The following is a 22910-nucleotide window of genomic DNA, read 5'->3' on the forward strand; positions in this document are numbered from 1 at the left end:
TTTCGCGCCGCTCATCCCCGATATTAACGAAACGTCAACGAATGCAAACGGTTATGGTGAACCATTTGTTAAGCGTCGTGGTTTATTTTCTATGACAGTGGCATCGCGTCACGGTGTCGTCTCAGGTTGCGCAGGCCGGAAACACCATGATCGTTCGGCAGTTCATCAGTTGGGTACGGACCGCTCCCGCGGGCGAGCGGGCGGAAGCAACAAGAGCGCTGGCCCGCGCCTGGCTCATATCGGATCTATCCGATGACGATCGCGCGGCCGCCGAGGGCGGGCTCCTGATGCAGCTCGATGACCCGTCGCCGCTGGTTCGGCAGGCGATGGCGGAGGTTTTTGCGCGCAGCGCGACCGCGCCGGCGGCGATCGTCCAGGCACTGTCGGTCGATCAGCCTTCGGTTGCTATTTCGGTTCTCGAACATTCGCCGCTGCTGATCGATGCGGACCTCGTCGACATCGTCGCGACCGGTAGCTGCGAGGTGCAGTGCGCCGTCGCGCGCCGCGCCCGTGTTCCGGTATCGGTCTGCGCCGCCATCGCCGAGGTCGGCTCGGCGGCGGCGGCCCTCGAACTCATCGAAAATCCGGGCGCCGATCTCGCGCCGCTGTCCTGGGCCCGGATCGTCGAGCGGCACGGCCATCTCGCGGCGATTCGGGAATCGATGCTGGCGCTCGACGATCTGCCCGCGGCTACGCGGCTCGCGCTGGTCGCAAAGCTCTCAGATACGCTGGCGCAGTTCGTCGTCGCGCGGAACTGGCTCGGCGCCGATCGCGCCAGCCGCGCGGCCAGCGACGCCCGCGATCGCTCCATCGTCAACATCGCGGCGCGTGCGCGAGACGACGATATGCGCGGTCTGGTCGCGCACCTGCGCGCCACCGGGCAACTCACCGCCGGATTGATCCTGCGCGCGCTGCTGTCGGGCAATCTCGACCTGTTCGATCATGCGCTGGTGGAACTATCGGGCCTGCCCTTGAGCCGCGTCGCCGCGCTGGTTCACGATCGTGGCGGTGCGAGTCTGCCCGCGCTGCTGACGCGGGCAGGGCTGCCGGAATCCACCTTCCCTGCGTTTCGCGCCGCGCTGGAAGCGCGCGACGAGATCGGCTTTGTGGGGACCGTCGGCGGTGCGACGCGGCTGCGCCGGCGCATGGTCGAACGGGTCCTGACGATGTGCGAAACGGCGCCCACCGAGGTTTCGGAGCCTCTGCTGATCCTGCTGCGGCGCTTCGCGACGGAATCGGCGCGCGAGGAAGCGCGCGTGTTCTGTGACGAACTGGTAGCCGAAGCGGCTGCGGAGCCGGCGTATGACGAAGTTGACGAAGTGCCGGTTTGCGAGCCCGAGTTTTGCGAGCCACAGTTCTGCGAGCCTCACTCATTCGAGCCTCCGCTCGATGAACCCGAGCCTCCCGCAGTCGAACCTTACGAGGCCGAGCCTTACGCAATCGAGTCTTGCGAAATCGAGTCTTGCGAACGCGAGCGCCGCAAACCAAGGTTTGATGAGCCCGTATTTCACGAACCCCTGCGCCGCGCACCAAGGTTTTACGAACCTGCGCCTTATGAACCACGGCGCCGCGAGCCGCTGCTCAGCGATCTGCTTGCGGCAGCGTAATCCTCCGTTGCGTCATCCTGAGAGGCTGACCGGATACGCCTTTGAACGAATGTGCAACATGCACCGTCATACTCCGCGAAAGCGGAGTATCCAGTATCCAATATTGCCCCGATTTTCCGTCACGCTGACCTTGATTACTGGATCGTCCGCCTTCGCGGACGATGACGCCTCATTTTCGGTCAGCTCTGAGGTGCCAGCCGGATGGTGCATCGCCCCGTCCCGACAACCTATTCCACCGGCGCGATGCTCGGCGCGAGGATGGCTTCGAGGTGCTCGGGACGGTCACGGTTGACGGCGGCGAGATATTCGTCGGCAACCAGACGCAGTTTGCGATTGATTTCCTTCGCCATGGCCTCGGTGCCGGGGCTCGTATGCTCGCGCACGATCGCCTGGATCGCGTTGATGTGATAGGCGATCAGCTCCGCAGGCACGCGGTCGAGAGCCGGCGCATGTTCGATGACGCGGCAGAGGCTTTCGGCGCCGGCGCCGGCGAAGGGATAACCGAAGGTTGCGGCACCGCCCTTGATGTCATGCGCGGCACGAAACAGTTCGTCGTGCGCGGCCGGAGCGAATCCATTCTTGAGAATGGCAGCGTGCGCGGCGGCAAGCCGATCACACTCGATCGCCATCCATTTGGCGAATTCGTCGGAGAGTCCGGCGAGCGCTTTCTCGGCGCGCGCGACCGGGTCCTCGAAATTGTTCTCGTCGACAAGCCGCATCACCTTGCGCAGCCGATTGGGCGGGGTGATGACGTGATGGTCTGCGAATGCCTCGACCTTCGGCGCGGGCAGGTTGTCCTTTGGCATGGTGCCTGTGCCTCGTTAGAGCATGATCCCGAACAGTGGAAACCGGTTTTCGAATAAGACCATGCTCAATCAAAAGGTAAGGCTAGATTCTGATTCAACGCAGTTGAATCAGAATCTAGCCTGGAGCCCGGGCCTTATCCAGCAGCGACGGCTGCGGAATGACGTCTGGCTCCTTGCCGCCGCGCCGCTCCGGGCCGACATAGGCGGTGCTGGTGTTGCGCCGGCGGTCCGGACCGAAATAGTTCTTGGTCTTGATGAAGGGGCGCGGCGAGACCACGACGTTCAGGATTCGCTGATAGAGTCCCTTGGCCGAAATCGGTTTCGCCAGAAATTCGGTGACCCCGGCATCGCGCGCAACGGTAACGCGCCGCTTCTCCGAGTGTCCGGTCAGCATGATGATCGGGGCGAACGGATTTCCTTTCGAGTCCGGCTGCCGGATCATCTGCGCAAGCTCGATGCCGTCGAAGATCGGCATCGCCCAGTCGGTGATGACGATATCGGGAACATAATGGGTATACATTTCGAGGGCAGTGGCGCCGTCCTCGGCCTCGTAGACTTCGCGCGCGCCGAACGAATGCAGCAGGGTGCGCAGAATGCGGCGCATGTGCGCATTGTCGTCGCAGACGAGAAACCGCAGCTTGTTGAAGTCGATGCCGTACATGGTGTTGAAGCGGGCCCGGTATACTCACCGTTAACTATATGCCGGCGCCGTTAACGAATGGTTGCCGCTCTTTCTCCTCTCCCACGAGGGGGAGGGAAAAAGGACTCAGTGCCCGAACTGCTCGCTCAGGATCCGCTCCTCCAGGCTGTGGCCGGGGTCGAACAGCATCCGCATCGAAATCGTCTTGTCGGACAGCACCTCGACGCGGCGGACGTTGCGGGCCTCGTCGTGGTCGGCGACGGCGGCCACCGGGCGCTTTTCGCCTTCAAGCACTTCGATCACCACGATGGCGGTGTTCGGCAACAGCGCGCCGTGCCAGCGCCGCGGACGGAAAGGACTGATCGGCGTCAGCGCCAGCAGCGCCGCGTTGATCGGCAGGATCGGTCCCTGCGCCGACAGATTGTAGGCGGTCGAGCCGGCCGGCGTCGCGACCATCACACCGTCGGCGACGAGCTCGGCCATGCGTTCGCGCTCGTCGATCAGGATGCGCAGCCGCGCGGCCTGGTGGGTCTGGCGAAACAGCGCCACTTCGTTGATGGCGTGATGGATGTGAACCTCACCGTGGATATCGGTTGCGCGCATCAGGAGCGGATGGATCACGGTGTCGGTCGCGGCAGTGAGGCGGGCATGCAGATCGTGCCGGCTATATTCGTTCATCAGAAATCCGACAGTGCCGCGGTGCATGCCGTAGATCGGTTTTCCCGAGCGCATGTTTCGATGCAGCGTTTGCAGCATCAACCCGTCGCCGCCGAGCGCAACCAGCACATCGGCATCCGCGGGATCGTGATTGCCGTAGGTATTCACCAATTCCGTCAGCGCCTGCTGCGCTTCGGGGCTTGTGCCCGCGACAAAGGCGATGCGGTCATACGGTTGGGGTGAGGTCATGATAATTTGGAGACTTCTGCGGCTGCTCCGGCGCGTATCGTTTCCGGTGGCGCCGGCGGTTGTCGAGGCGGCACTTAACCGCGCTTTGCGGTGGCGTGTCGAGGGCCGGATCGGGCCATGGTTAGCGGACACGACAAGGCCGGGCGCCGCTATAGCGTTTTCGAGCGGGAGTTCGCATACTTTTTTCAGCAAACTTTGTAATCGGCGGCATTGCCAATATGACCAGCCATTCACCCAGATGAACGGCGGTTGCTGTCGCGTTCAGCGCGCGTTCAGCGTCGCGGTCTTATTGTAAGCCATGATCGAGAGCCCAGCCATCCGGCCGATCAACTCGGCGATCAAGCTCCAAGGAGACGACCATGCTGAAAATGATTTCCGCCGCGCTGCTCGTGGCTTCCGTGTTTGTTGCGCCGGCGATGGCCGGCACGGCCCGGACGGGTCATGCCCCGGCCGTCAAGTCGGTGACCCTCAAGTCGAACGCGCTGAAAGCCAACGCCAAGATGGGACGCCATCATCATCATACTCGGCACGTCCATCATCATCGCGTCCACAAGCATTACTGATTGCGTCAGGGTGCCGGTCATGGCTTGCGGCGATCGCCCCCGGTCGCCGCAGGCCCGATCTGCCACAGCCTATTTTTTGCGTCGGATAACCGGATTGCGAATTTCATTTCGACCGCAGGCGGTCTAGACCTTCATGGGGAGTCCACGAACCTGAAGACGGACCGGCGTTGGGGGCATCTGCGAAATTTCTGGCGATCGTGCTGCTGGCGGGACCGCTCGCGGCCTGCGTGACCGACAGCGTCGATCAGGGCGGCGTGGTCTATACCGATGATCGCGGCGTGGCCGATCAACCGTTCCCGGCGGACTATCGCGGGCAAATCCTCGCGTTTCTCAGAACCTACCTCAACAATCCCGTTGGCATTCGCGATGCGGCGATGGCGGAGCCGGTCCAGCGCACCGTCGGCGGCCGGCTGCGTTATGTGAGCTGCCTGCGCTACAACGCCCGCGAGATCGACGGCAGCTATCGGGGTGGGGCGCAGCGCGCGGTGGTTTATGTCGATGCACGGCTCGATCGCATGATCGAGAAGGCTGGCGAACTCTGTGCCGGCGCCGTCTACGCGCCGTTCCCCGAACTGGAGAGGCTGACGCGCTGAGCATCGGCCGGAGCGTCGCGGGTTCGAGCGGTTTACCCAATCGATCACATTTCGGAGAGCTCGTTAAGCCTTCAGCGGACGACCTATCTGCACGGCGCGACTTGCGCGAGTGCTGTTTTGCCGGGTGAGATATCCTACATGGGAACCGCGAATGTTGCGCACGTATCACTGTTGCAAACGATCGCCGCAATCTTGTTGCCTTCAGGCAACCAAATTCGCGCCACGTTGTTTGACGATGGTCGTAGCCACCGAGAAGGGGAACCCATCATGAAGAAATTCTTGCTCACCGCTGCGGCGGTTGCAGCCTTCGCCGCACCGGCGCTTGCGGCCGATCTTCCGCCGCGGCCCTATACCAAGGCGCCCCCGCCCTATACGCCGCCACAGGCCGTCTACAACTGGACCGGCTTCTACATCGGCGGTCATCTCGGTGGTGCGTTCGGAGGCGACAGCAGCCTGAGTGGAAGCGACGGCCGTTTCCTCGGCGGCGTGCAGGGCGGCGCCGATTACCAGTTCGCGAACAACTGGGTGCTCGGCGCCGAGGCCCAGTATAGCTGGCTCACCAACAACAACGGCGGCGCGGTCTTCCCGGGCGGCAACATCGTGACCGGCAACGACCGCGGCCTCGGCTCGGTGACCGGCCGGCTCGGCTACGCCTGGGGGCCGACACTTCTGTATGCCAAGGGCGGCTATGCGTTCCGGGACAGCAGGCTCGGCGTGACCGACGCCGCAGGCGTGCCGCTGGCTTTCGCAACCACCGGAAATCGTGACAACGGTTACACCGTCGGCGCCGGCCTCGAATACATGTTCGCGCCGAACTGGTCCGCCAAGGTGGAGTATCAGTATTATAATTTCGGCAAAACGACATTCGCCGCGGGTTCGCCGACCGATATCGTCGGAACGAGCTTCCGCAACGACGATCACACCGTCAAGGCGGGCCTGAACTATCGCTTCGGCTGGGGCGGGCCGGTGGCCCCTCATTATTGAGACCGCCGCCAGCTTGGACGATAACGGATCACACGACAAAGGCCGGCTTCGCGCCGGCCTTTTCCTTGCAGCGCGCGCTACTTACGCAACCATGGTCCCGCGTCGGATCAGATGCGGTCGACCCTCAGAAACAGCGTCCAGATCAGCAGCAGCAGGGTCGCAATCCCCAGCCAGTCCGGGTGGACACAAAATGTCGTGCCGTAATAGCAAAGTTGATCGGCGCCGATGCCATAGTTGCCGGCGCCGTAGAACGCCGCCGTTGCCAACGCCATGATGAAAGTCACGACTATCATCGGATACCCCCGATGTTGCGGCGAGCGGCCGAAGGATCCGCGGTGCGGAATTTGTCGCGGCCGGCTCTGTTGGGAGCAAGTCTAGATTTGCTCCCATGAAGCAAGCGTAAATCGATGCCTCCGTTTTTCTACGAACGGTGTGGTGTGCTGATGCCGGGCGCCGTCCTGAACCACGACGGCAGGTCGAATGACTGTCGAGCGCGAGACGCTAGAACCGCGTGACGATATCCGACAAGGCCGGGCGAGGGCGGTCCTTGTTCGGCTTTGTCGGTGTGCCGATATGGATAAAACCCGCGAATCGTTCGTCCGGCTTCAATCCGAGGCCGTCGAGTATGTCGCGATCGTAGGCAAACCAGCCGGTCAGCCAGTTCGCGCCGTAGCCGAGCGCGGTGGCTGCATTGACGATGCTCATGGCGCTGGCGCCTGCCGACAGCACCTGCTCCCACGACGGTGCCTTGGGATGCTGCTTGATGGAGCTCACCACGCCGATCACCAGCGGCGCTTCCATCAGTTGCTTCTTTTCCATTTCGATTTCGTCCTGCGGCGCCGACGGGTTCTTGCGCGCGTAGACACGGGCGATGACGTCGCCGGCGCGGACGCGTCCGTCGCCTTCGAACACGATGAACCGCCACGGCACGACCTTGCCGTGATCGGGCACCCGCGCTCCGATGGTGAGGATGGTCTCGATCTCGGCGGGCGAGGGACCGGGGCTGCTCATATCGCGTGGCTTGACCGAGCGGCGGGTGCGCAGGAAGTCGATGATATCGGACATGGTTGCTCTCTTAAAAACTGCTGTCGCCGCTTAGGGGATGCAAAAGACGGTCGCGACTGACGCCCACCTTCGGAATACGCCGTTACTTCGGATTATTTTCCCGCTTTATGTCCGGCGGCGTGGCTTCCTCGACCAGCGCTGCGATCGCCTCATCGGTCGGCAACACTGTCTGGCCGTCGCTGCCGAGGCGGCGGATCGACACCGAACGGCTTTCGGCTTCCTTCTTGCCAACCACAAGCAAAGCTGGGACCTTCGCCAGCGAGTGTTCGCGCACTTTGTAGTTGATCTTCTCGTTGCGCAGGTCGATCTCGATGCGAAGGCCCGCGCGGCGCGCGGCGGCGACGACCTCCCTGGCATAGTCGTCGGCGTCGGAGGTGATGGTGGCAACGACGGCCTGCACGGGCGCGAGCCAGAGCGGAAAATGCCCGGCAAAGTGCTCGATCAGAATGCCGGCGAAACGCTCCAGCGAGCCGCAGATCGCGCGGTGGACCATCACCGGCGCGACCTTGTTGGAATGTTCGTCGATGTAGAACGCGCCGAACCGCTCCGGCAGGTTGAAGTCGACCTGCGTGGTGCCGCACTGCCATTCGCGGCCGATGGCGTCCCGCAACACGTATTCGAACTTCGGACCGTAGAACGCGCCCTCGCCGGGATTGATCGAGGTCTTGACGCGGTTGCCGGACCTGGCCTTGATCTGCTCAAGCACGGCCGTCATCACGCTTTCGGCATGATCCCACGCCGCATCCGAGCCGACGCGCTTGTCGGGGCGGGTCGAGAGCTTGACCGTAAGCTCGCCTTCAAAGCCGAAATCCTCATAGGTCGAGAGGATCAGATCGTTGATCTTGAGGCATTCGTCGGCGAGTTGCTGCTCGGTGCAGAAAATGTGCGCATCGTCCTGGGTGAAACCGCGCACGCGCATCAGGCCGTGCATCGCGCCCGAGGGCTCGTAGCGATGCACGACGCCGAACTCGGCGAGGCGGATCGGCAATTCGCGATAGCTCTTGAGGCCGTGTTTGAAAATCAGAACATGGCCGGGGCAGTTCATCGGCTTGATCGCGAACCAGCGCTTGTCCTCGGCTTCGTCGCCCGCCGACTGCGCGGCGAACATGTTCTCGCGATACCACTCCCAGTGGCCGGAGGTCTCCCACAGCGACTTATCGAGCATCTGCGGGGCGTTGACCTCGTCATAATCCTCAGCAAGTCGCCGGCGCATATAGGCGATGATTTCCTGAAACAGTGTCCAGCCCTTGGCGTGCCAGAACACGACTCCGGGGCCTTCCTCCTGGAAGTGGAACAGGTCCATCTCGCGGCCCAGACGACGATGGTCGCGCTTCTCGGCTTCCTCGATCTGTTTGAGGTAAGCGTCGAGATCCTGCTGGCTCGCAAACGCCGTGCCATAGATGCGGGTCAGCATCGGATTGTTGCTGTCGCCGCGCCAGTAAGCGCCGGCCACCTTCATCAGCTTGAAGGCGTTGCCGATCTTGCCGGTGGAGGTCATGTGCGGGCCGCGGCAGAGATCGAACCAGTCGCCCTGATAGTAGATCTTGATCGGCTCGTCGCCGGGAATGGCGTCCACCAGTTCGACCTTGAAGGCCTCGCCCTTGTCGCGGAACACCTGCTTGGTCTTTTCGCGGTCCCAGACATCTTTGGTGAAGGGTTTGTCGCGCGCGATGATCTCGCGCATCTTCTTCTCGATCGCGGGGAAGTCTTCCAGCGAGAACGGCTCGTTGCGGAAGAAGTCGTAATAGAAACCGTTTTCGATCACCGGGCCGATGGTGACCTGCGTGCCCGGCCACAGCGACTGCACGGCTTCGGCCAGCACATGCGCTGCGTCGTGCCGGATCAGTTCCAGCGCGCGCGGGTCGTCGCGGTTGATGAATTCGATTTTTGCGTCGCGTTCGATCGGGTCGGCAAGATCGCTGACCACGCCATCGAGCGCCATCGCCACCGTGCGCTTCGCCAGCGACGGCGAGATGCCCTTGGCGATATCGAGGCCGGTGGTGTTTTTCGGGAACTGACGCTGCGCGCCGTCGGGGAAGGCGAGGGTGACGTTTTCGGTGGTCGAGACGGGCTTCAGGTTGGCGAGGCCAAACTGGAATCCCGGTGCGGTTTCGCGCTTGTCGGACATCGATCTCTCCTGTGGCTCACTCCTGCGAACGAGCGCAGGTAAGCGGGAAGCAGCGGTATAGCAGCCGGTCCGTCTGTTGCAATGGCTGTCCGGCAGGCATGGCGACGCACCGTCCGACCCGGAGGCAGAAGCCGGCTTTGTCCTTTTATCGTTGGTCAGTGCGTCCGGTCATGGACGGGAGGGTGGTTGCCCGCTTCGTCCATGCGCAGCAGCCCCTCGAACCGGGCGAACATCGCAAGTCGGTCGGCCGGAAGCGCTTGCTCGGCTTGCGCGAGCGCTTGGGCGAGTTCACCTGCGACGTCAGGCGCGATGCCGGCACGCTGCAATGCTTCGGCGCTCCTGATTCCGTCTCCGGCGCAGAGGATAATGGTCCAGCGTCCATGCTTGTTGTGGAGGAGCGCGCGGCCGCCCATCTCGCCCTGCGTCCAGTCGGCAATCGCGTAGCCCGCTTTGGCGACCACCGGTGCGATGACCAGCTTTGCTTCCGGCTTGTCGAAGGTCGAATGGAGCAGATCGCGCACCGCGTCCTCGTCCGGCCCCGCGATCGCCGAACCGGCGAGGCTCCAAAGCACGACGAGTGCGGCGAATAGTTTCATCGGCACCGAAATCTCCTTATACATTCGCTTCACAATACACCCGCTTCGCAGGCCGTTGCGGCTCGCGTAGCCGTGACGCCCGATCCACCGGTTTCAAGCCGCAATCCCCGGAGAGCCTCGCGTTGACCATTACCATCTACGGCATCAAGAACTGCGACACCATGAAGAAGGCGCGCGCGTGGCTGGACGGCCATAGCATCGCCTATGACTTCCACGACTACAAGACCGCCGGCGTCGATCGCGCCCGGCTCAAGGGATGGGCCGCAAAGCTCGGCTGGGAAACATTGCTCAACCGCGCCGGCACGACGTTTCGCAAATTGTCGGATGCGGACAAAGCGGGACTGAACGAAACGAAGGCGCTGGCCCTGATGCTGGCGCAGCCGTCGATGATCAAACGTCCAGTGCTGGAGGCCGGCGACAAGCTGCTCGTCGGCTTCAAGCCGGAGGTTTATGAAGAAGAGCTTCGAGCGCCGAAGACGAAGCGATAGCGCAGCCTCGATCGGTTCTGTCACGTCGCATTTCGACTGGAGCGCGATCAGCGAAAGTGGATGCCGGTTTTGCGTCCGATCGCGCTCCAGAATATTGAGAATGAGCATGATCTTTTCGCCAAACCGCTCACACTTTGGCGGATCATGCGCTAATGGCTGATGGAATGTGGACTCAAGACGCCCGCCGAGTGCTACTTTGCACCTTGCGCGATCCCGTCCATTGACTGCATATTCCCGACATAGGCGACCGGGTCCGGGTGGTGTCCAAGCGCACTGAACGGGTCCGTCAGTAACTAGTCTCAGCCGCGAAGGGGACACCGAGCGATAGCTGAGGGGGAATTTTGAGTGGCGAATGAGTTCATTCTTGAAACCCACGGATTGACCAAGGAATTTGCTGGTTTTGTCGCCGTGCGCGACGTTGCTCTACGCGTTCGCCGCGGCAGCATTCATGCATTGATCGGCCCCAACGGGGCGGGAAAAACCACCTGCTTCAACCTGCTGACCAAGTTCCTGAAGCCGTCGGCGGGTCGGATTGTCTACAACGGGCGGGACATTACCGCGCTTGCTCCCGCCGACGTGGCGCGGCTCGGACTGGTGCGGTCGTTCCAGATTTCGGCGGTCTTCCCGCATCTCACGGCGCTTGAAAATGTCAGGGTCGCGCTGCAACGTCAGCACGGCCATTCCTTCGATTTCTGGCGCTCCAAATCGGTGCTCGATCGCTTCAACGGTCGGGCGCATGAATTGCTCGACGACGTCGGATTGAGCGAATTTGCGAAAACGCTGGCCACCGAGATGCCATACGGGCGCAAGCGCGCGCTGGAGATCGCGACGACGCTGGCGCTCGATCCGGAAATGATGCTGCTCGACGAGCCGATGGCAGGCATGGGCCACGAGGACATCGACAGGATCGCCGCGCTCATCAAGCGCATTTCGGCCAAATATACGATCCTGATGGTCGAGCACAATCTAAGCGTGGTCGCCAGCCTGTCTGATATCATCACCGTGCTGACACGCGGGAAGGTGCTCGCCGAGGGCAATTATGCCGACCTGACCAAGGACGAGCGCGTCAGGGAAGCTTATCTGGGAGCCGGTCATGGCTGACGGGACGATGACCGTATCGGGCGTTGCCGGTGCCGCAAGGCCGGCCGGCGGCGCCCTGCTCACGGTTGACAATCTCGAAGCGTGGTACGGCGAATCCCATATCCTTCACGGCATCAGCTTCAACGTCGCGGCGGGAGAGGTCGTCACACTGCTCGGCCGCAACGGTGCCGGCAAAACCACGACGCTGAAGTCGATCATGGGTATCATCGGCAAACGTACCGGAACGATCCGTTTCGACAATCACGACATCGCGCGCGCCTCCTCGGACAAGATCGCGCGTTTGGGCGTTGGGTTCTGCCCGGAAGAGCGGGGCATCTTCGCGAGCCTCGATGTGCGCGAGAACCTAATGTTGCCGCCGCAGGTCCGCAGCGGCGGCCTGTCGCTGGACCAGATATTCACGCTGTTTCCCAATCTGAAGGAACGGCTGGGCAGCCAGGGCACCAAGCTGTCCGGCGGCGAGCAGCAGATGCTGGCGATTGCGCGCATCCTGCGTACGGGGGCGCGCTTCCTGATGCTCGACGAGCCGACCGAGGGCCTTGCCCCGGTCATCATCCAGCAGATCGGCCGTACCATCGCACGACTGAAGTCGGAAGGATTCACGATCCTTCTGGTAGAGCAGAATTTCCGCTTCGCCTCGACCCTTGCCGACCGCTTTTACGTCGTCGAGCACGGCAGGATCATCGACGGCTTTGCCAATTCCGAGTTACAGGCCAACATGGACAAACTTCATAGCTATCTCGGTGTTTAGAGCGTTTTCGAGCGAAGCATGTCCTCGGGCTTGACCCGAGGATGGAATCCGGTTCGCGTGAAGAAAACGTGTCAAGTCAAGAACCTGGAGTCTTTCACCATTTCCATGAAACGGTGAAAGGCTCCAGGCAGCGTCCCCGGCGGGACTAAAACGGAGTGGGAGACAATGAGAACCAGATTAGCGGCTCTACTCGTTGGCACGGCGCTGACCTTGGGCATGACCGTCGGCGCGACGGCCCAGGACAAACAGGACAAGAACGTCAAGATCGGCGTGCTGACCGATCTTTCCGGCCTTTATGCAGACCTCGCCGGGGAGGGGTCGGTCGTCGCGGCGCAGATGGCGGTCGATGATTCCGGGCTGAAGGCCAAGGGCTGGACAATCGACGTGATCTCGGCGGATCACCAGAACAAGCCCGACATCGGTACCGGCATCGCGCGCCGATGGATCGATACCGACAAGGTCGACATTATCGCCGATGTCCCGAACTCCGGCGTTGCGCTCGCCGTCAACAACATCGTCAAAGAGAAGAACCGCATCCTGCTCGATTCCGGCGCCGGCTCTTCGGAGTTGACCGACACGCAGTGCACGCCGAATACGGTCCATTTCACCTACGACACCTACATGCTGGCTCACAGCACCGGCAGCGCCATGGTGAAGGCCGGCGGCGATAGCTGGTTCTTCATCACGGCGGACTACGCCTTCGGTCATGCCCTCGAGAACGATACGGCTGCGGTCGTCAAGGCCGCCGGCGGCAAGGTGCTGGGAAGCGTCAGGGTGCCGCTAAACACGGCCGACTTCTCGTCATACCTGCTGCAGGCCCAGGCATCGAAGGCCAAGGTGATCGGGCTCGCCAATGCCGGCGGGGATACGACGAACTCGATCAAGCAGGCGGCGGAATTCGGCATCGTCAAGGGCGGCCAGAAACTAGCCGGCCTGCTGATGTTTCTGTCGGATGTTCACTCGCTCGGCCTGAACGTGGCGCAGGGCCTCAACCTGAGCGAGACGTTCTACTGGAACATGAACGACCAGACCCGGGCCTTCTCGAAGCGCTTCAGCGAACGTCTGAAAACCCATGCGATGCCGACGATGGTTCATGCCGGCGTCTATGCGGGCCTGCTGCACTACCTCAAGGCGCTGGAGGCCCTCGGCGGCAATCCGCATGACGGCGCCAAGGTGGTGGCCAAGATGAAGGAGATACCAACCGACGATCCGCTGTTCGGCAAGGGTACGATCCGGATCGACGGTCGCGCGATTCATCCGGCCTACCTGTTCGAAGTCAAGACGCCTGCGGAATCGAAGGGCGAGTGGGATCTCTACAAGCTGGTCGGCACCACGCCCGGAGATGATGCGTTCCGGCCGTTGTCGGAAAGCAAGTGCCCGCTGGTCAAGCATTGACGCTGCGGTCCCCGGCGGTGCTGAGCCGCCGGGGAACCATTACATACTCGTTTCTGTTATAGACCGGTTGAAGCCGAGAGCATCATGTCGATCAATCTGCAGGCCCTCTCCGCGCAGCTTCTGGTCGGGCTGATCAACGGCTCGTTCTATGCGCTGCTCAGTCTCGGCCTCGCCGTGATCTTCGGCATGCTCAACATCATCAATTTCGCGCATGGCGCGGTCTATATGATGGGCGCGTTCTGCGCCTATTTCCTGCTCAACGTCTTTGGGATCGGCTACTGGCCGGCGCTGATCGTTGCACCGGTTCTCGTGGGCATCTTCGGCATGGTCATGGAGCGGACCATGCTGAAATGGCTGACCGGGCTGGATCATCTGTATGGACTGCTGTTGACCTTCGGTCTCGCGCTGATCATTCAGGGCGTGTTCCAGAACTATTTCGGTTCATCCGGTCTGCCCTATGCCATTCCCGACGAATTGCAGGGCGGCATCAATCTCGGCTTCATGTTTCTGCCGGTCTACCGCGGTTGGGTGATCGTATGCTCGCTGGTGGTCTGCATCGCCACCTGGTACCTGATCGAGCGGACCCGGCTCGGCGCCTATTTGCGCGCGGCGACTGAAAATCCCACACTGGTGCGCGCGTTCGGCATCAACGTGCCGCGTATGATCACGCTGACCTACGGGTTAGGCGTCGGCCTCGCGGCGCTGGCCGGCGTGCTGTCGGCGCCGATCAATCAGGTGCGGCCGCTGATGGGCGCGGACCTGATCATCGTGGTGTTCGCGGTGGTGGTGATCGGCGGCATGGGATCGATCATGGGATCGATCATCACGGGATTTGCGCTCGGCATCATCGAGGGACTGACGAAGTATTTTTATCCCGAGGCCTCCAATTCCGTGGTTTTCGTGCTCATGGTGCTGGTGCTGCTGGTGAAGCCAACGGGGTTGACGGGACGGGCGACCTGACATGCCAGCATTGACCGACGGTACCGCTCGGACCGCAAATGGCCGCGCCATCGGCGACGAGATGATCGCCTTTATCCTCATGACGGCCTTGCTGGCCATCGTTCCGATGACCGGGATCTATCCGTTCTTCGTGATGCAGGGGCTCTGCTTCGCGCTGCTCGCCTGCGCGTTCAATCTGTTGCTCGGCTACGGCGGGCTGTTGTCGTTCGGCCATGCGATGTTTCTCGGGACGTCCGGCTACGTCAGCGCGCACGCTCTGAAGGTATGGGGTTTGCCGCCCGAACTCGGGATCGTCGCAGGCGTTGTCGCTGCGGCCGTGCTGAGTGTCGTCACCGGCGTTGTCGCCATTCGCCGGCAAGGCATCTATTTCGCGATGATTACGCTGGCGTTGGCGCAGCTCCTTTATTTCATCTATCTGCAAACGCCGTTCACCCATGGCGAAGACGGCATCCAGGGCGTTCCTCAGGGCAAGATGTTCGGCGTCCTCGACCTGTCGCATCCCGACACGCTTTACTACGTCGTTCTGGGCGGCTTTCTGTTCGGCTTCCTGGTGATCTACCGTGCCATCAACTCGCCGTTCGGCGAGGTGCTGAAATCGATCCGAGAAAACGAGCAGCGCGCGATCTCGTTGGGCTACAAGACCGACCAGTACAAGCTTCTGGCCTACATCCTGTCGGGCACGCTGGCCGGATTTGCCGGATCGCTCAAGGTGCTCGTGGCGCAGAACGCCTCGCTGACCGACGTGCACTGGACGATGTCGGGTGAAATCGTGCTGATGACGCTGGTGGGCGGTCTCGGCACGGTATTCGGGCCTGTCGTCGGCGCCTTCGCGATCATTGCCATGCAGCAGTACCTGGCCGGTTTCGGGCAATGGGTCACGGTGATCCAGGGCGCGATCTTCGTCGTCTGCGTGCTGACTTTCCGCCGCGGCGTGGTCGGCGAAATTGCTCATTATTTCAAGCGATCGCTGTAAATCCATCGTTCGGACGGAGCCGTTTGGGGCCCACAAACCGGTGGATGATCCCGCCGGTTGCGATGCCGATAGTCCACCTTTCCCGGAAATGGTTTATGACACCCGTGCGATCCGGACTGGCGGCCCGGTTCATTTTCTGCAATGTGGATGCTGCGATGCTGCGTTGGTTCCGGTCCTTTCTGCCGAAAGAGGAACGCTTTTTCGACCTGTTCGCCCGCCATTCGCAGACGATCGTGCAGGGGGCGCAGGCGCTTCAGGAGGTGCTGAAAGGCGGTGAACAAACACCGGTGTTCTGCCAGCGGGTCAGCCAGCTCGAGAACGATGCGGACGGCATCACGCGCGAAGTGCTGACCGCGGTCCGCCGCACCTTCATCACTCCGTTCGACCGCGTCGACATCAAGAACCTCATCACCTCGATGGACGACGCCATCGACCAGATGCAGCAGACCGCGAAGGCCGTGGTGCTGTTCGAGGTGCGCACCTTCGAGCCGCCAATGCGCGAGATGGGCACGCTGATCGTGGAATGCGCCAATCTGGTCGGCCGCGCGCTGCCGCTGCTTCAGTCGATCAGCAACAACGTCGCGATGCTGACGGCGATCACCGAGGAGCTCGGCAAGCTGGAAGGCCGTGTCGACGATCTGCACGATATCGGCCTGAAGGAGCTTTTCCTGAAACACCGTAGCGCCAACGCGATGGACTTCATTGTCGGCGTCGAGATCTACGATCACCTGGAGAAGGTCGCCGACCGCTTCGACGACGTTGCCAACGAGATCAGCAGCATCGTCATCGAGCAGGTATAGGGCAGGGCCGCGCTGTGGACGCCACGCTTGCTCTTCCGGTTCTGGTCGGCCTGATCGCCGTCGCCTTGCTGTTCGATTTCCTGAACGGGCTGCATGACGCGGCGAATTCGATCGCGACCATCGTCTCGACCCGGGTGCTGCGACCGCAATACGCGGTGTTATGGGCGGCGTTCTTCAACTTCATCGCATTCCTGGTGTTCGGCCTGCACGTCGCCAATACCATCGGCACCGGAATCATTGACCCCAACGTGATCGACCCGCAGGTGGTCTTCGCTGCGCTGGTCGGCGCCATGGTCTGGAATCTGATCACCTGGGCGCTCGGGATTCCGTCGAGCAGCTCGCACGCGTTGATCGGCGGGCTGGTCGGTGGCGGCATCGCCAAGGCCGGCTTTTCGGCGGCGGTCTGGAGCGGCCTGTCGAAGACGTTGCTCGCGATCGTATTGTCGCCGCTGGTCGGGTTCCTGCTTGCTCTGGTGCTGGTCGCCATCGTCTCGTGGCTATCGGTGCGCTCGACGCCGTTCGCGGTCGATCGCGCATTCCGCATCCTGCAGTTCTTTTCCGCGTCGCTTTACTCGCTGGGCCACGGCGGCAACGACGCGCAGAAGACCATGGGCCTCATCGCGGTGCTGTTGTTTTCGCAAGGTTATCTCGGCGATCAGTTCGAGGTTCCGTTCTGGGTGGTGCTGGCATGTCAGGCCGCGATGGCGTTGGGGACGCTGATGGGCGGCTGGCGGATCGTGCGGACGATGGGCCTTCGCATCACCAAGCTGACGCCGATGCAGGGCTTTTGCGCGGAGACCGGCGGCGCGGCGACACTGTTCACGGCGACGTTTCTCGGCGTCCCGGTATCGACCACCCACACCATCACCGGCGCCATCGTCGGCGTCGGCGCGGCGCGGCGGTTGTCGGCGGTGCGCTGGAACGTTGCGAGTTCGATCGTCTATGCGTGGGTCATCACCATTCCCGCATCGGCGACTGTCGCTGCGCTGGCTTATTGGGCGGTGGCGTTCATCAAGTAACGAGCTTCAGCCCGACGATACCGGCGACGATGAGGCCGATGCAGCCGAGCCGTGCCATTGTCGCCGGATCGCCGAACAGCACGATGCCGAGGATCGCGGTTCCCACCGCGCCGATGCCGGTCCAGACCGCATAGGCGGTGCCCATCGGCAGCGTCTTGAGCGCCAGCCCGAGCATCCCCAGGCTGACCGCCATGGCCGCCAGCGTCAGCACCGACGGTACCAGTCGCGTAAACCCTTCTGTGTATTTAAGGCCGATCGCCCAGCCGACTTCCATCAATCCGGCGACGAACAGCAAGAACCAAGCCATGACGAACCTTCCTTGAAAAACGGGCAGGGTCGTCCCCGCGAATGTTAGAGCATGATCCCGAAAAGTGGGACCCGGTTTTCGGTCAAGATCATGCTCAATCAAATAGCCTGATGGAAGGTCGTCCCCCCGGTTGTTATATGAGGCCGCAAACGCTGGTTCGCAACCGCGCTTTACCCTGCAAATCCCCTTGATTCGACCGGTTTTCCCTGCCACACGCTCGCTAATGTCCGACCTCGCATTGCAGACTGTATCGCCCTCGCGCTCGCCATTGGCGGCGGAAGTCGCGCGCCGGCGCACCTTCGCGATCATCTCGCATCCCGACGCCGGCAAGACCACGCTGACGGAAAAGCTGCTGCTGTTCGGCGGCGCCATCAATCTCGCCGGGCAGGTCAAGGCCAAGGGCGAGCGGCGCAACACCCGGTCAGACTGGATGAAGATCGAGCGCGAGCGCGGCATCTCGGTGGTCACCTCGGTGATGACCTTCGAGTTCGAGAATCGGGTCTTCAATCTGCTGGACACACCGGGCCACGAGGACTTTTCCGAGGACACCTACCGGACGCTGACCGCCGTGGATTCCGCGGTCATGGTGATCGACGCGGCCAAGGGCATCGAGGCGCGCACCCGAAAGCTGTTCGAGGTCTGCCGTCTCCGCGACATTCCCATCATCACCTTCATCAACAAGATGGACCGGGAGAGCCGCGACACCTTTGATCTGCTCGACGAGATCGAGAAGACGCTGGCGCTCGATACCACCCCGATGACCTGGCCGGTCGGGCGCGGCCGCGATTTTCTCGGCACTTACGACATCGCGACCGGCGGCATCCGCCTGCTCGAGGGCGGCAGCGCCAAGACCGGCGCGGCCGAACAGATCGACATCGCCGATCTCGCCGCGCGCAATGCCAATCTGAATGTCGACGAGATCAGGGAGGAACTGGCGCTGGCGACCGAAGCCTGCAAGCCGTTCGAGCTTGACGCGTTTCGCGAGGGGCATCTGACGCCGGTGTATTTCGGCTCGGCGCTGCGCAATTTCGGTGTCGGCGATTTGCTGGATGGGCTCGGAAAATTCGCGCCGCCGCCGCGCGCGCAGGAGTCGAACCTGCGCAAGGTCGAGGCCGATGAGCCGCGCATGACCGCGTTCGTGTTCAAGATCCAGGCCAACATGGATCCGAATCATCGCGATCGCATCGCTTTCGCCCGCCTCTGTTCCGGCAAGCTGACGCGCGGCATGAAGGCGAAGCTGGTGCGCACCGGCAAGCCGATGCCGCTGTCGTCGCCGCAATTTTTCTTTGCTCAGGATCGCGCGATTGCGGACGAGGCGTTCGCCGGCGACGTGGTCGGTATTCCCAATCACGGCACATTGCGGATCGGCGATACCCTGACCGAAGGCGAGGATGTCACCTTCGTCGGCGTGCCGTCGTTTGCGCCGGAGATCGTGCGCCGCGTGCGGCTGACGGATGCGATGAAGGCGAAGAAGCTGAAGGAGGCCCTGCAGCAGATGTCGGAGGAGGGCGTCGTGCAGGTTTTCCGTCCGCGCGACGGTGCGCCCGCGCTGGTCGGCGTCGTCGGTATGCTGCAACTCGATGTGCTGAAAGCACGTCTCGCTGCCGAGTATTCGCTGCCGGTGGATTTCGAGACCAGCGAATTCCAGCTCGCGCGCTGGATTTCTTCCGACGATCACAAGAGGCTCGATACCTTCATCGCCGCCAACGGCTCCGGTGTCGCCGACGACGTCGATGGCGACCCGGTGTTCCTGGCCAAGAACGAATTCTATCTCGGTTACACGAAGGAACGGGCCGAAGGCATCACGTTCTCCAGCGTCAAGGACGTGAAGAAAACATCATAAGCCCGTAACGAAAACGGCCGGTGCGCAACCGGCCGTTTTCCGAGAGGCGCCGGCTAGCGCATCGAGCCGCCCGTGCGGGCGTTGCCGTTGATGTCCGCCGGCGGCGTTTTCGCGGACCCGGAGGGTTCGGTATTGACGCCGCGGCGCCCGGTTGCGGCGCCGACCGTGCCGTTCGTCGATCCCTTCGGATGGACCTTTTTGGTATGCGCGGATCCGGACGCTCCGGCGCTGCCACGGACGCTGTCGTTCTGCTGCTCATGACCGTATGTCGGGGCTTGAGCCTGGGCACCGGCAATTCCGAAAGCGGCGATAGCGGCGGCGGCGGCGAGAAGTCTGACGTTCATATGTATAAGCTCCATTTGGTTGGTGGAGCGGCGACAACTGCGATCACGCGCTGGCGTTCCCCGTCGTTCAAGGTGATTGCTGGGTGTTGTTGCGACGAAAACGTGTTTGCCTCTGTTCTTGCGCCGTGTTGCCTGAAACTCCTCAAAAATGATACTCGGAGATCAGTGCTCATAAGGAGGATACGATGGGACTATCGGTGATGATTGCTGGCCTTGTTCTGTTCCTCGGTGTGCACCTCGCCACGACACGGCGCGATTTTCGTAAGCGGTTGATCTCGTCCTATGGCGAAGGACCATACAAGATGGGGTTTTCGCTGATTTCCGCGGCTGGTGTCGCGCTGATCGTCTGGGGATTCCTGACCTATCGCGCCACCGGCTGGATCGACGTCTGGTATCCGCCGCGGGTGATGAAGCACATCGCCGAAGCGCTGATACTGCCCGCGATCATCCTGGTGGTGGCGTCGTATATCCGTGGCCGCATCTATGCGAAGCTGAAGCATCCGATGTTGGCAGGCGTCAAGCTGTGGGCGGCGGCGCATCTGCTCGCCAACGGCGATCTTGGCTCGATCATTCTGTTCGGCTCGATCCTGGCGTGGGCGGTGATCGACCGCATCTCGCTCAAGCACCGGACCGACCCCAGCGGGTTGCAGATTCCGGTTGGCGGGGTTCGCAACGACGTGATCGCGATTGTCGTCGGCTTCGTCGTCTATCTTGCGCTCGGCCTTCTCTTCCATCCTTACGTCGTCGGCGTTCCCGCCTTTGGAGCATAGCATGTCGGTCCAGTCGGCGATCAGGCGCAGGACAGCACCCGACATTCGCGCTCGCAAGAACGGCGATCCGATCGTGATGCTGACCTCGTATCACGCCCATACCGCGGCGCTGGTCGACCGCCATTGCGACGTCATTCTGGTCGGCGACAGCCTCGGCAACGTGATGCACGGTTTCGAGACCACGGTGCCGGTCACGCTGGACATGATGATCCTGCAGGGCCGCGCGGTGATGCGCGGGTCGCAACAGGCGCTGGTCGTGGTGGATATGCCGTTCGGCTCCTACGAGGCCTCGAAGGAGCAGGCTTTTCATTCCGCCGCACGCATTCTCAAGGAGACGCTCTGTGGCGCGGTGAAACTCGAAGGCGGCGTGAAGATGGCGGAGACCATCGCGTTTCTCACCGCGCGCGGCGTTCCCGTGATGGGGCATGTCGGCCTGACGCCGCAATCCATCAACACGCTGGGCTCGTTTCGCGCGCAGGGACGCGAGGAGGGAACGTGGCGGCCGATCGAGGACGATGCGCGTGCCGTGGCGGAGGCCGGCGCATTCTCGATGGTGATCGAGGCGGTCGCAGAGCCCTTGGCGCGCAAGATTACGGAAAGCGTGGCGATCCCGACCATCGGCATCGGCGCCAGCCCCGCTTGTGACGGCCAGGTGTTGGTGCTGGAGGACATGCTCGGGTTGTCGCCGCGCGCGCCGAAATTCGTCCGGCGCTATGGCGAACTCGGCCCCATGATCGAGGCCGCGATCGAAGGCTATGCGCGCGATGTGCGTAGCCGCGCCTTTCCCGGCCCGGAACACGTTTATGCGATGAAGCCGAAGGCCAGCTAGATCGCGTGCCTGCTGTTGTGCGGTTGGCACCTTGATCGGGCTCGTTTTGCCTTGTCGGCGCCATATCGCTAGGGTATCGCCGCCGCCATCGGAGGAGATGCGCGCGGTGTCGCGTCGCGGGCTTGCGGAAAATCGGGGACGGGGAAACATTAAGTGACTGAGCTTTTTAGCGAAATTGACGATGAGTTGCGCCGCGAGCAGGTCAAGAGGGTTTGGAGCCGCTATTCGGGGCTGATCGTCGCCGCCGCTATCCTGATCGTTGCCGCTGTTGGCGGCTGGCGTGGATATCTGTACCTCCAGACCCAGAAGTCCGCCGAGGCCGGTTCGGCCTTCGAGGCAGCGGCGACGCTGGCCGATCAAAACAAGTATGCCGAAGCCGAAGCGGCCTTCACGAAGCTGGCGGCGACCGCGCCGCCCGGATATCGCAACCTGTCGCGCCTTCGCGCTGCCGCCGAAGCCGTCAAGCGCGACCCCAAGGAGGCGGTCAAGCTCTATGACGCGATCGCCGCCGACAGCGGGTTCGGCAGCGCGGAGCGCGATCTCGCGCGGGTGCGTGCCGCCGGATTGCTGCTGGATACCGAGACCTACAACAACATGCTGCAGCGGCTGGAGCCGGCGACCGCGCCCCAGGCGGCCTTCCGCCACACCGCGCGCGAACTGCTGGCGTTGTCCGCCTGGCGCGCCAACGATACGACGGCCGCGCGAAAATGGCTCGATATGATCGGCGAGGACGGCCAGACACCGTCCAGCCTGCGCAGCCGCGCCGAAGCCTTGCAAGCCTTGCTGCCGCCGGTTGCGAAGAGCTGAGCCAGGATGTGCTGACCTCAAGTTTGAACGAGAACCGTTTATGCGCCGCTCGCAACGCCTGATTGCCACCGCTGTTCTGATCTCGTTCTGCGGCGTGCTGGCCGGTTGCAGCGGCGGCGGCCTGAGCAATTGGGATCCATCCGATATGCTCGACTTCCTCGATACCAAGAAGAAGCTGCCGGGCAAGCGCGAGCCGGTTTTCCCGGATGGTGTTCCGGGCATAGAGCAGGGCGTCCCGAAGGATCTCTACAAGAGCAACGTCGAGCAACAGCAGCAGGAGCAAGCGGCCGCGGCCGCTGCGGCTGCGCCGTCGGATGAATCCGGGCAAGCGCGGCGGTCGGGGACACCGGAGAGGACGGCCGGCGTGCCTGCCGGCGCCGAGACCGGTGCTGCGGATGGCGCCCCCGCTGCGCCGCCCCGCAAGCCGAAGCGGCTGGTCCATCGGCGAGCCACCTCGCTGCCCAAGGAAGAACCAGCACCGCAGCAGCAGGCCGCGCCGCAGCGGCAGCCGGTGCAACAGTCCGAGCCCGCTGCATCGCCATTTCCGGCACCGCTGCCTAGCGACAGCTTCTCGCGCTGACACAGAGCGGTATCGGCGCCGCCGAAACGCTGGTATTGAGACGCCGCCCCTGCCGGGC

At 62.6% G+C, this 22910-nt stretch carries 26 protein-coding genes; 17 read left to right on the forward strand and 9 right to left on the reverse strand.

The genetic code is table 11. The features are described from left to right. Positions 1–146: 146 nt before the first annotated feature. Positions 147–1607, forward strand: a complete 1461-nt coding sequence (locus tag NHAM_RS08480; protein WP_011510159.1) for a DUF2336 domain-containing protein — start codon at positions 147–149, stop codon at positions 1605–1607. A 227-nt stretch (positions 1608–1834) separates the two neighbouring features. Here NHAM_RS08480 and NHAM_RS08485 read toward each other — a convergent pair whose 3' ends face one another. The 3 genes from NHAM_RS08485 to NHAM_RS08495 all read right to left on the reverse strand — a co-directional run bounded on the left by NHAM_RS08485 (position 1835) and on the right by NHAM_RS08495 (position 3959). Then, positions 1835–2413, reverse strand: coding sequence for an Hpt domain-containing protein (locus NHAM_RS08485; protein WP_011510160.1), 579 nt, complete (start codon positions 2411–2413; stop codon positions 1835–1837). A 115-nt stretch (positions 2414–2528) separates the two neighbouring features. Next, positions 2529–3074: a response regulator gene (locus NHAM_RS08490; RefSeq protein WP_011510161.1), complete on the reverse strand. Its 546-nt coding sequence runs from the start codon at positions 3072–3074 to the stop codon at positions 2529–2531. A gap of 105 nt (positions 3075–3179) precedes the next feature. Beyond that, on the reverse strand, positions 3180–3959 hold the full coding sequence (locus NHAM_RS08495) for an NAD kinase (RefSeq protein ID WP_011510162.1): 780 nt from the start codon (positions 3957–3959) through the stop codon (positions 3180–3182). Positions 3960–4318: 359 nt separating this feature from the next. Here NHAM_RS08495 and NHAM_RS08500 point away from each other — a divergent pair, with 359 nt between their 5' ends. The 3 genes from NHAM_RS08500 to NHAM_RS08510 all read left to right on the forward strand — a co-directional run bounded on the left by NHAM_RS08500 (position 4319) and on the right by NHAM_RS08510 (position 6099). Further along, on the forward strand, positions 4319–4522 hold the full coding sequence (locus tag NHAM_RS08500) for a His-rich protein BRANT (protein WP_011510163.1): 204 nt from the start codon (positions 4319–4321) through the stop codon (positions 4520–4522). 167 nt (positions 4523–4689) lie between these two features. Further along, a complete protein-coding gene (locus NHAM_RS08505; RefSeq protein WP_011510164.1) occupies positions 4690–5115 on the forward strand; it encodes a hypothetical protein in 426 nt (141 codons plus the stop codon). Positions 5116–5382: 267 nt separating this feature from the next. Continuing rightward, entirely contained in the window at positions 5383–6099 is a 717-nt protein-coding gene (locus NHAM_RS08510; RefSeq protein WP_011510165.1) for an outer membrane protein, read from the forward strand. Between the two features lie 107 nt (positions 6100–6206). Here NHAM_RS08510 and NHAM_RS08515 read toward each other — a convergent pair whose 3' ends face one another. From NHAM_RS08515 to NHAM_RS08530, 4 genes are all read right to left on the reverse strand, one after another. Next, positions 6207–6392, reverse strand: coding sequence for a hypothetical protein (locus NHAM_RS08515; protein ID WP_011510166.1), 186 nt, complete (start codon positions 6390–6392; stop codon positions 6207–6209). Between the two features lie 208 nt (positions 6393–6600). Further along, positions 6601–7164 carry a nitroreductase family protein gene (locus NHAM_RS08520; protein ID WP_011510167.1) on the reverse strand — a complete coding sequence of 188 codons (564 nt, stop codon included), beginning with the start codon at positions 7162–7164 and terminating at the stop codon, positions 6601–6603. 82 nt (positions 7165–7246) lie between these two features. Next, on the reverse strand, positions 7247–9292 hold the full coding sequence (gene thrS, locus NHAM_RS08525; RefSeq protein WP_011510168.1) for a threonine--tRNA ligase: 2046 nt from the start codon (positions 9290–9292) through the stop codon (positions 7247–7249). A 155-nt stretch (positions 9293–9447) separates the two neighbouring features. Further along, complete coding sequence (locus NHAM_RS08530; RefSeq protein ID WP_245270060.1) at positions 9448–9888, reverse strand: copper uptake system-associated protein; 441 nt, start codon at positions 9886–9888, stop codon at positions 9448–9450. Positions 9889–10010: 122 nt separating this feature from the next. Here NHAM_RS08530 and NHAM_RS08535 point away from each other — a divergent pair, with 122 nt between their 5' ends. The 8 genes from NHAM_RS08535 to NHAM_RS08570 all read left to right on the forward strand — a co-directional run bounded on the left by NHAM_RS08535 (position 10011) and on the right by NHAM_RS08570 (position 17372). Continuing rightward, complete coding sequence (locus tag NHAM_RS08535) at positions 10011–10376, forward strand: ArsC family reductase (RefSeq protein WP_011510170.1); 366 nt, start codon at positions 10011–10013, stop codon at positions 10374–10376. 345 nt (positions 10377–10721) lie between these two features. Next, a complete protein-coding gene (locus NHAM_RS08540) occupies positions 10722–11477 on the forward strand; it encodes an ABC transporter ATP-binding protein (RefSeq protein WP_011510171.1) in 756 nt (251 codons plus the stop codon). A 7-nt stretch (positions 11478–11484) separates the two neighbouring features. Next, positions 11485–12225 (forward strand): ABC transporter ATP-binding protein, encoded by a 741-nt coding sequence (locus NHAM_RS08545; RefSeq protein ID WP_086008346.1) that lies wholly within the window; start codon positions 11485–11487, stop codon positions 12223–12225. 165 nt (positions 12226–12390) lie between these two features. Continuing rightward, positions 12391–13620 carry an ABC transporter substrate-binding protein gene (locus NHAM_RS08550; RefSeq protein ID WP_011510173.1) on the forward strand — a complete coding sequence of 410 codons (1230 nt, stop codon included), beginning with the start codon at positions 12391–12393 and terminating at the stop codon, positions 13618–13620. A 96-nt stretch (positions 13621–13716) separates the two neighbouring features. Then, a complete protein-coding gene (locus tag NHAM_RS08555) occupies positions 13717–14580 on the forward strand; it encodes a branched-chain amino acid ABC transporter permease (protein ID WP_041358888.1) in 864 nt (287 codons plus the stop codon). Between the two features lies 1 nt (position 14581). Continuing rightward, entirely contained in the window at positions 14582–15553 is a 972-nt protein-coding gene (locus NHAM_RS08560; RefSeq protein ID WP_011510175.1) for a branched-chain amino acid ABC transporter permease, read from the forward strand. A gap of 155 nt (positions 15554–15708) precedes the next feature. Continuing rightward, the gene (locus tag NHAM_RS08565; protein ID WP_041358889.1) at positions 15709–16353 is read left to right on the forward strand and encodes a DUF47 domain-containing protein; all 645 of its coding nucleotides are present in this window, start codon (positions 15709–15711) and stop codon (positions 16351–16353) included. Positions 16354–16367: 14 nt separating this feature from the next. Next, the gene (locus NHAM_RS08570) at positions 16368–17372 is read left to right on the forward strand and encodes an inorganic phosphate transporter (RefSeq protein ID WP_011510177.1); all 1005 of its coding nucleotides are present in this window, start codon (positions 16368–16370) and stop codon (positions 17370–17372) included. Here the strand turns inward: NHAM_RS08570 and sugE are convergent. Then, positions 17365–17679: a quaternary ammonium compound efflux SMR transporter SugE gene (sugE, locus tag NHAM_RS08575; RefSeq protein WP_011510178.1), complete on the reverse strand. Its 315-nt coding sequence runs from the start codon at positions 17677–17679 to the stop codon at positions 17365–17367. The genes NHAM_RS08570 and sugE overlap by 8 nt on opposite strands. A 223-nt stretch (positions 17680–17902) precedes the next feature. Between sugE and NHAM_RS08580 the strand changes: the two genes are divergently transcribed. Continuing rightward, on the forward strand, positions 17903–19522 hold the full coding sequence (locus NHAM_RS08580) for a peptide chain release factor 3 (RefSeq protein ID WP_011510179.1): 1620 nt from the start codon (positions 17903–17905) through the stop codon (positions 19520–19522). A 53-nt stretch (positions 19523–19575) separates the two neighbouring features. Here NHAM_RS08580 and NHAM_RS08585 read toward each other — a convergent pair whose 3' ends face one another. Then, positions 19576–19866 carry a hypothetical protein gene (locus tag NHAM_RS08585; protein WP_245270034.1) on the reverse strand — a complete coding sequence of 97 codons (291 nt, stop codon included), beginning with the start codon at positions 19864–19866 and terminating at the stop codon, positions 19576–19578. A 185-nt stretch (positions 19867–20051) separates the two neighbouring features. On the opposite strand from NHAM_RS08585, the gene NHAM_RS08590 reads away from it, so the two are divergent. The 4 genes from NHAM_RS08590 (at position 20052) to NHAM_RS08605 (ending at position 22852) form a co-directional block, all read left to right on the forward strand. Next, positions 20052–20636 (forward strand): NnrU family protein, encoded by a 585-nt coding sequence (locus NHAM_RS08590; RefSeq protein ID WP_011510181.1) that lies wholly within the window; start codon positions 20052–20054, stop codon positions 20634–20636. A gap of 1 nt (position 20637) precedes the next feature. Next, positions 20638–21465, forward strand: coding sequence for a 3-methyl-2-oxobutanoate hydroxymethyltransferase (gene panB, locus NHAM_RS08595; protein WP_011510182.1), 828 nt, complete (start codon positions 20638–20640; stop codon positions 21463–21465). A 153-nt stretch (positions 21466–21618) separates the two neighbouring features. Continuing rightward, positions 21619–22272 (forward strand): tetratricopeptide repeat protein, encoded by a 654-nt coding sequence (locus NHAM_RS08600; protein ID WP_011510183.1) that lies wholly within the window; start codon positions 21619–21621, stop codon positions 22270–22272. Positions 22273–22312: 40 nt separating this feature from the next. After that, the gene (locus NHAM_RS08605) at positions 22313–22852 is read left to right on the forward strand and encodes a hypothetical protein (protein WP_011510184.1); all 540 of its coding nucleotides are present in this window, start codon (positions 22313–22315) and stop codon (positions 22850–22852) included. Positions 22853–22910: the final 58 nt, after the last annotated feature.

The organism is Nitrobacter hamburgensis X14 (assembly GCF_000013885.1).
GTDB classification, from domain to species: Bacteria; Pseudomonadota; Alphaproteobacteria; order Rhizobiales; family Xanthobacteraceae; genus Nitrobacter; species Nitrobacter hamburgensis.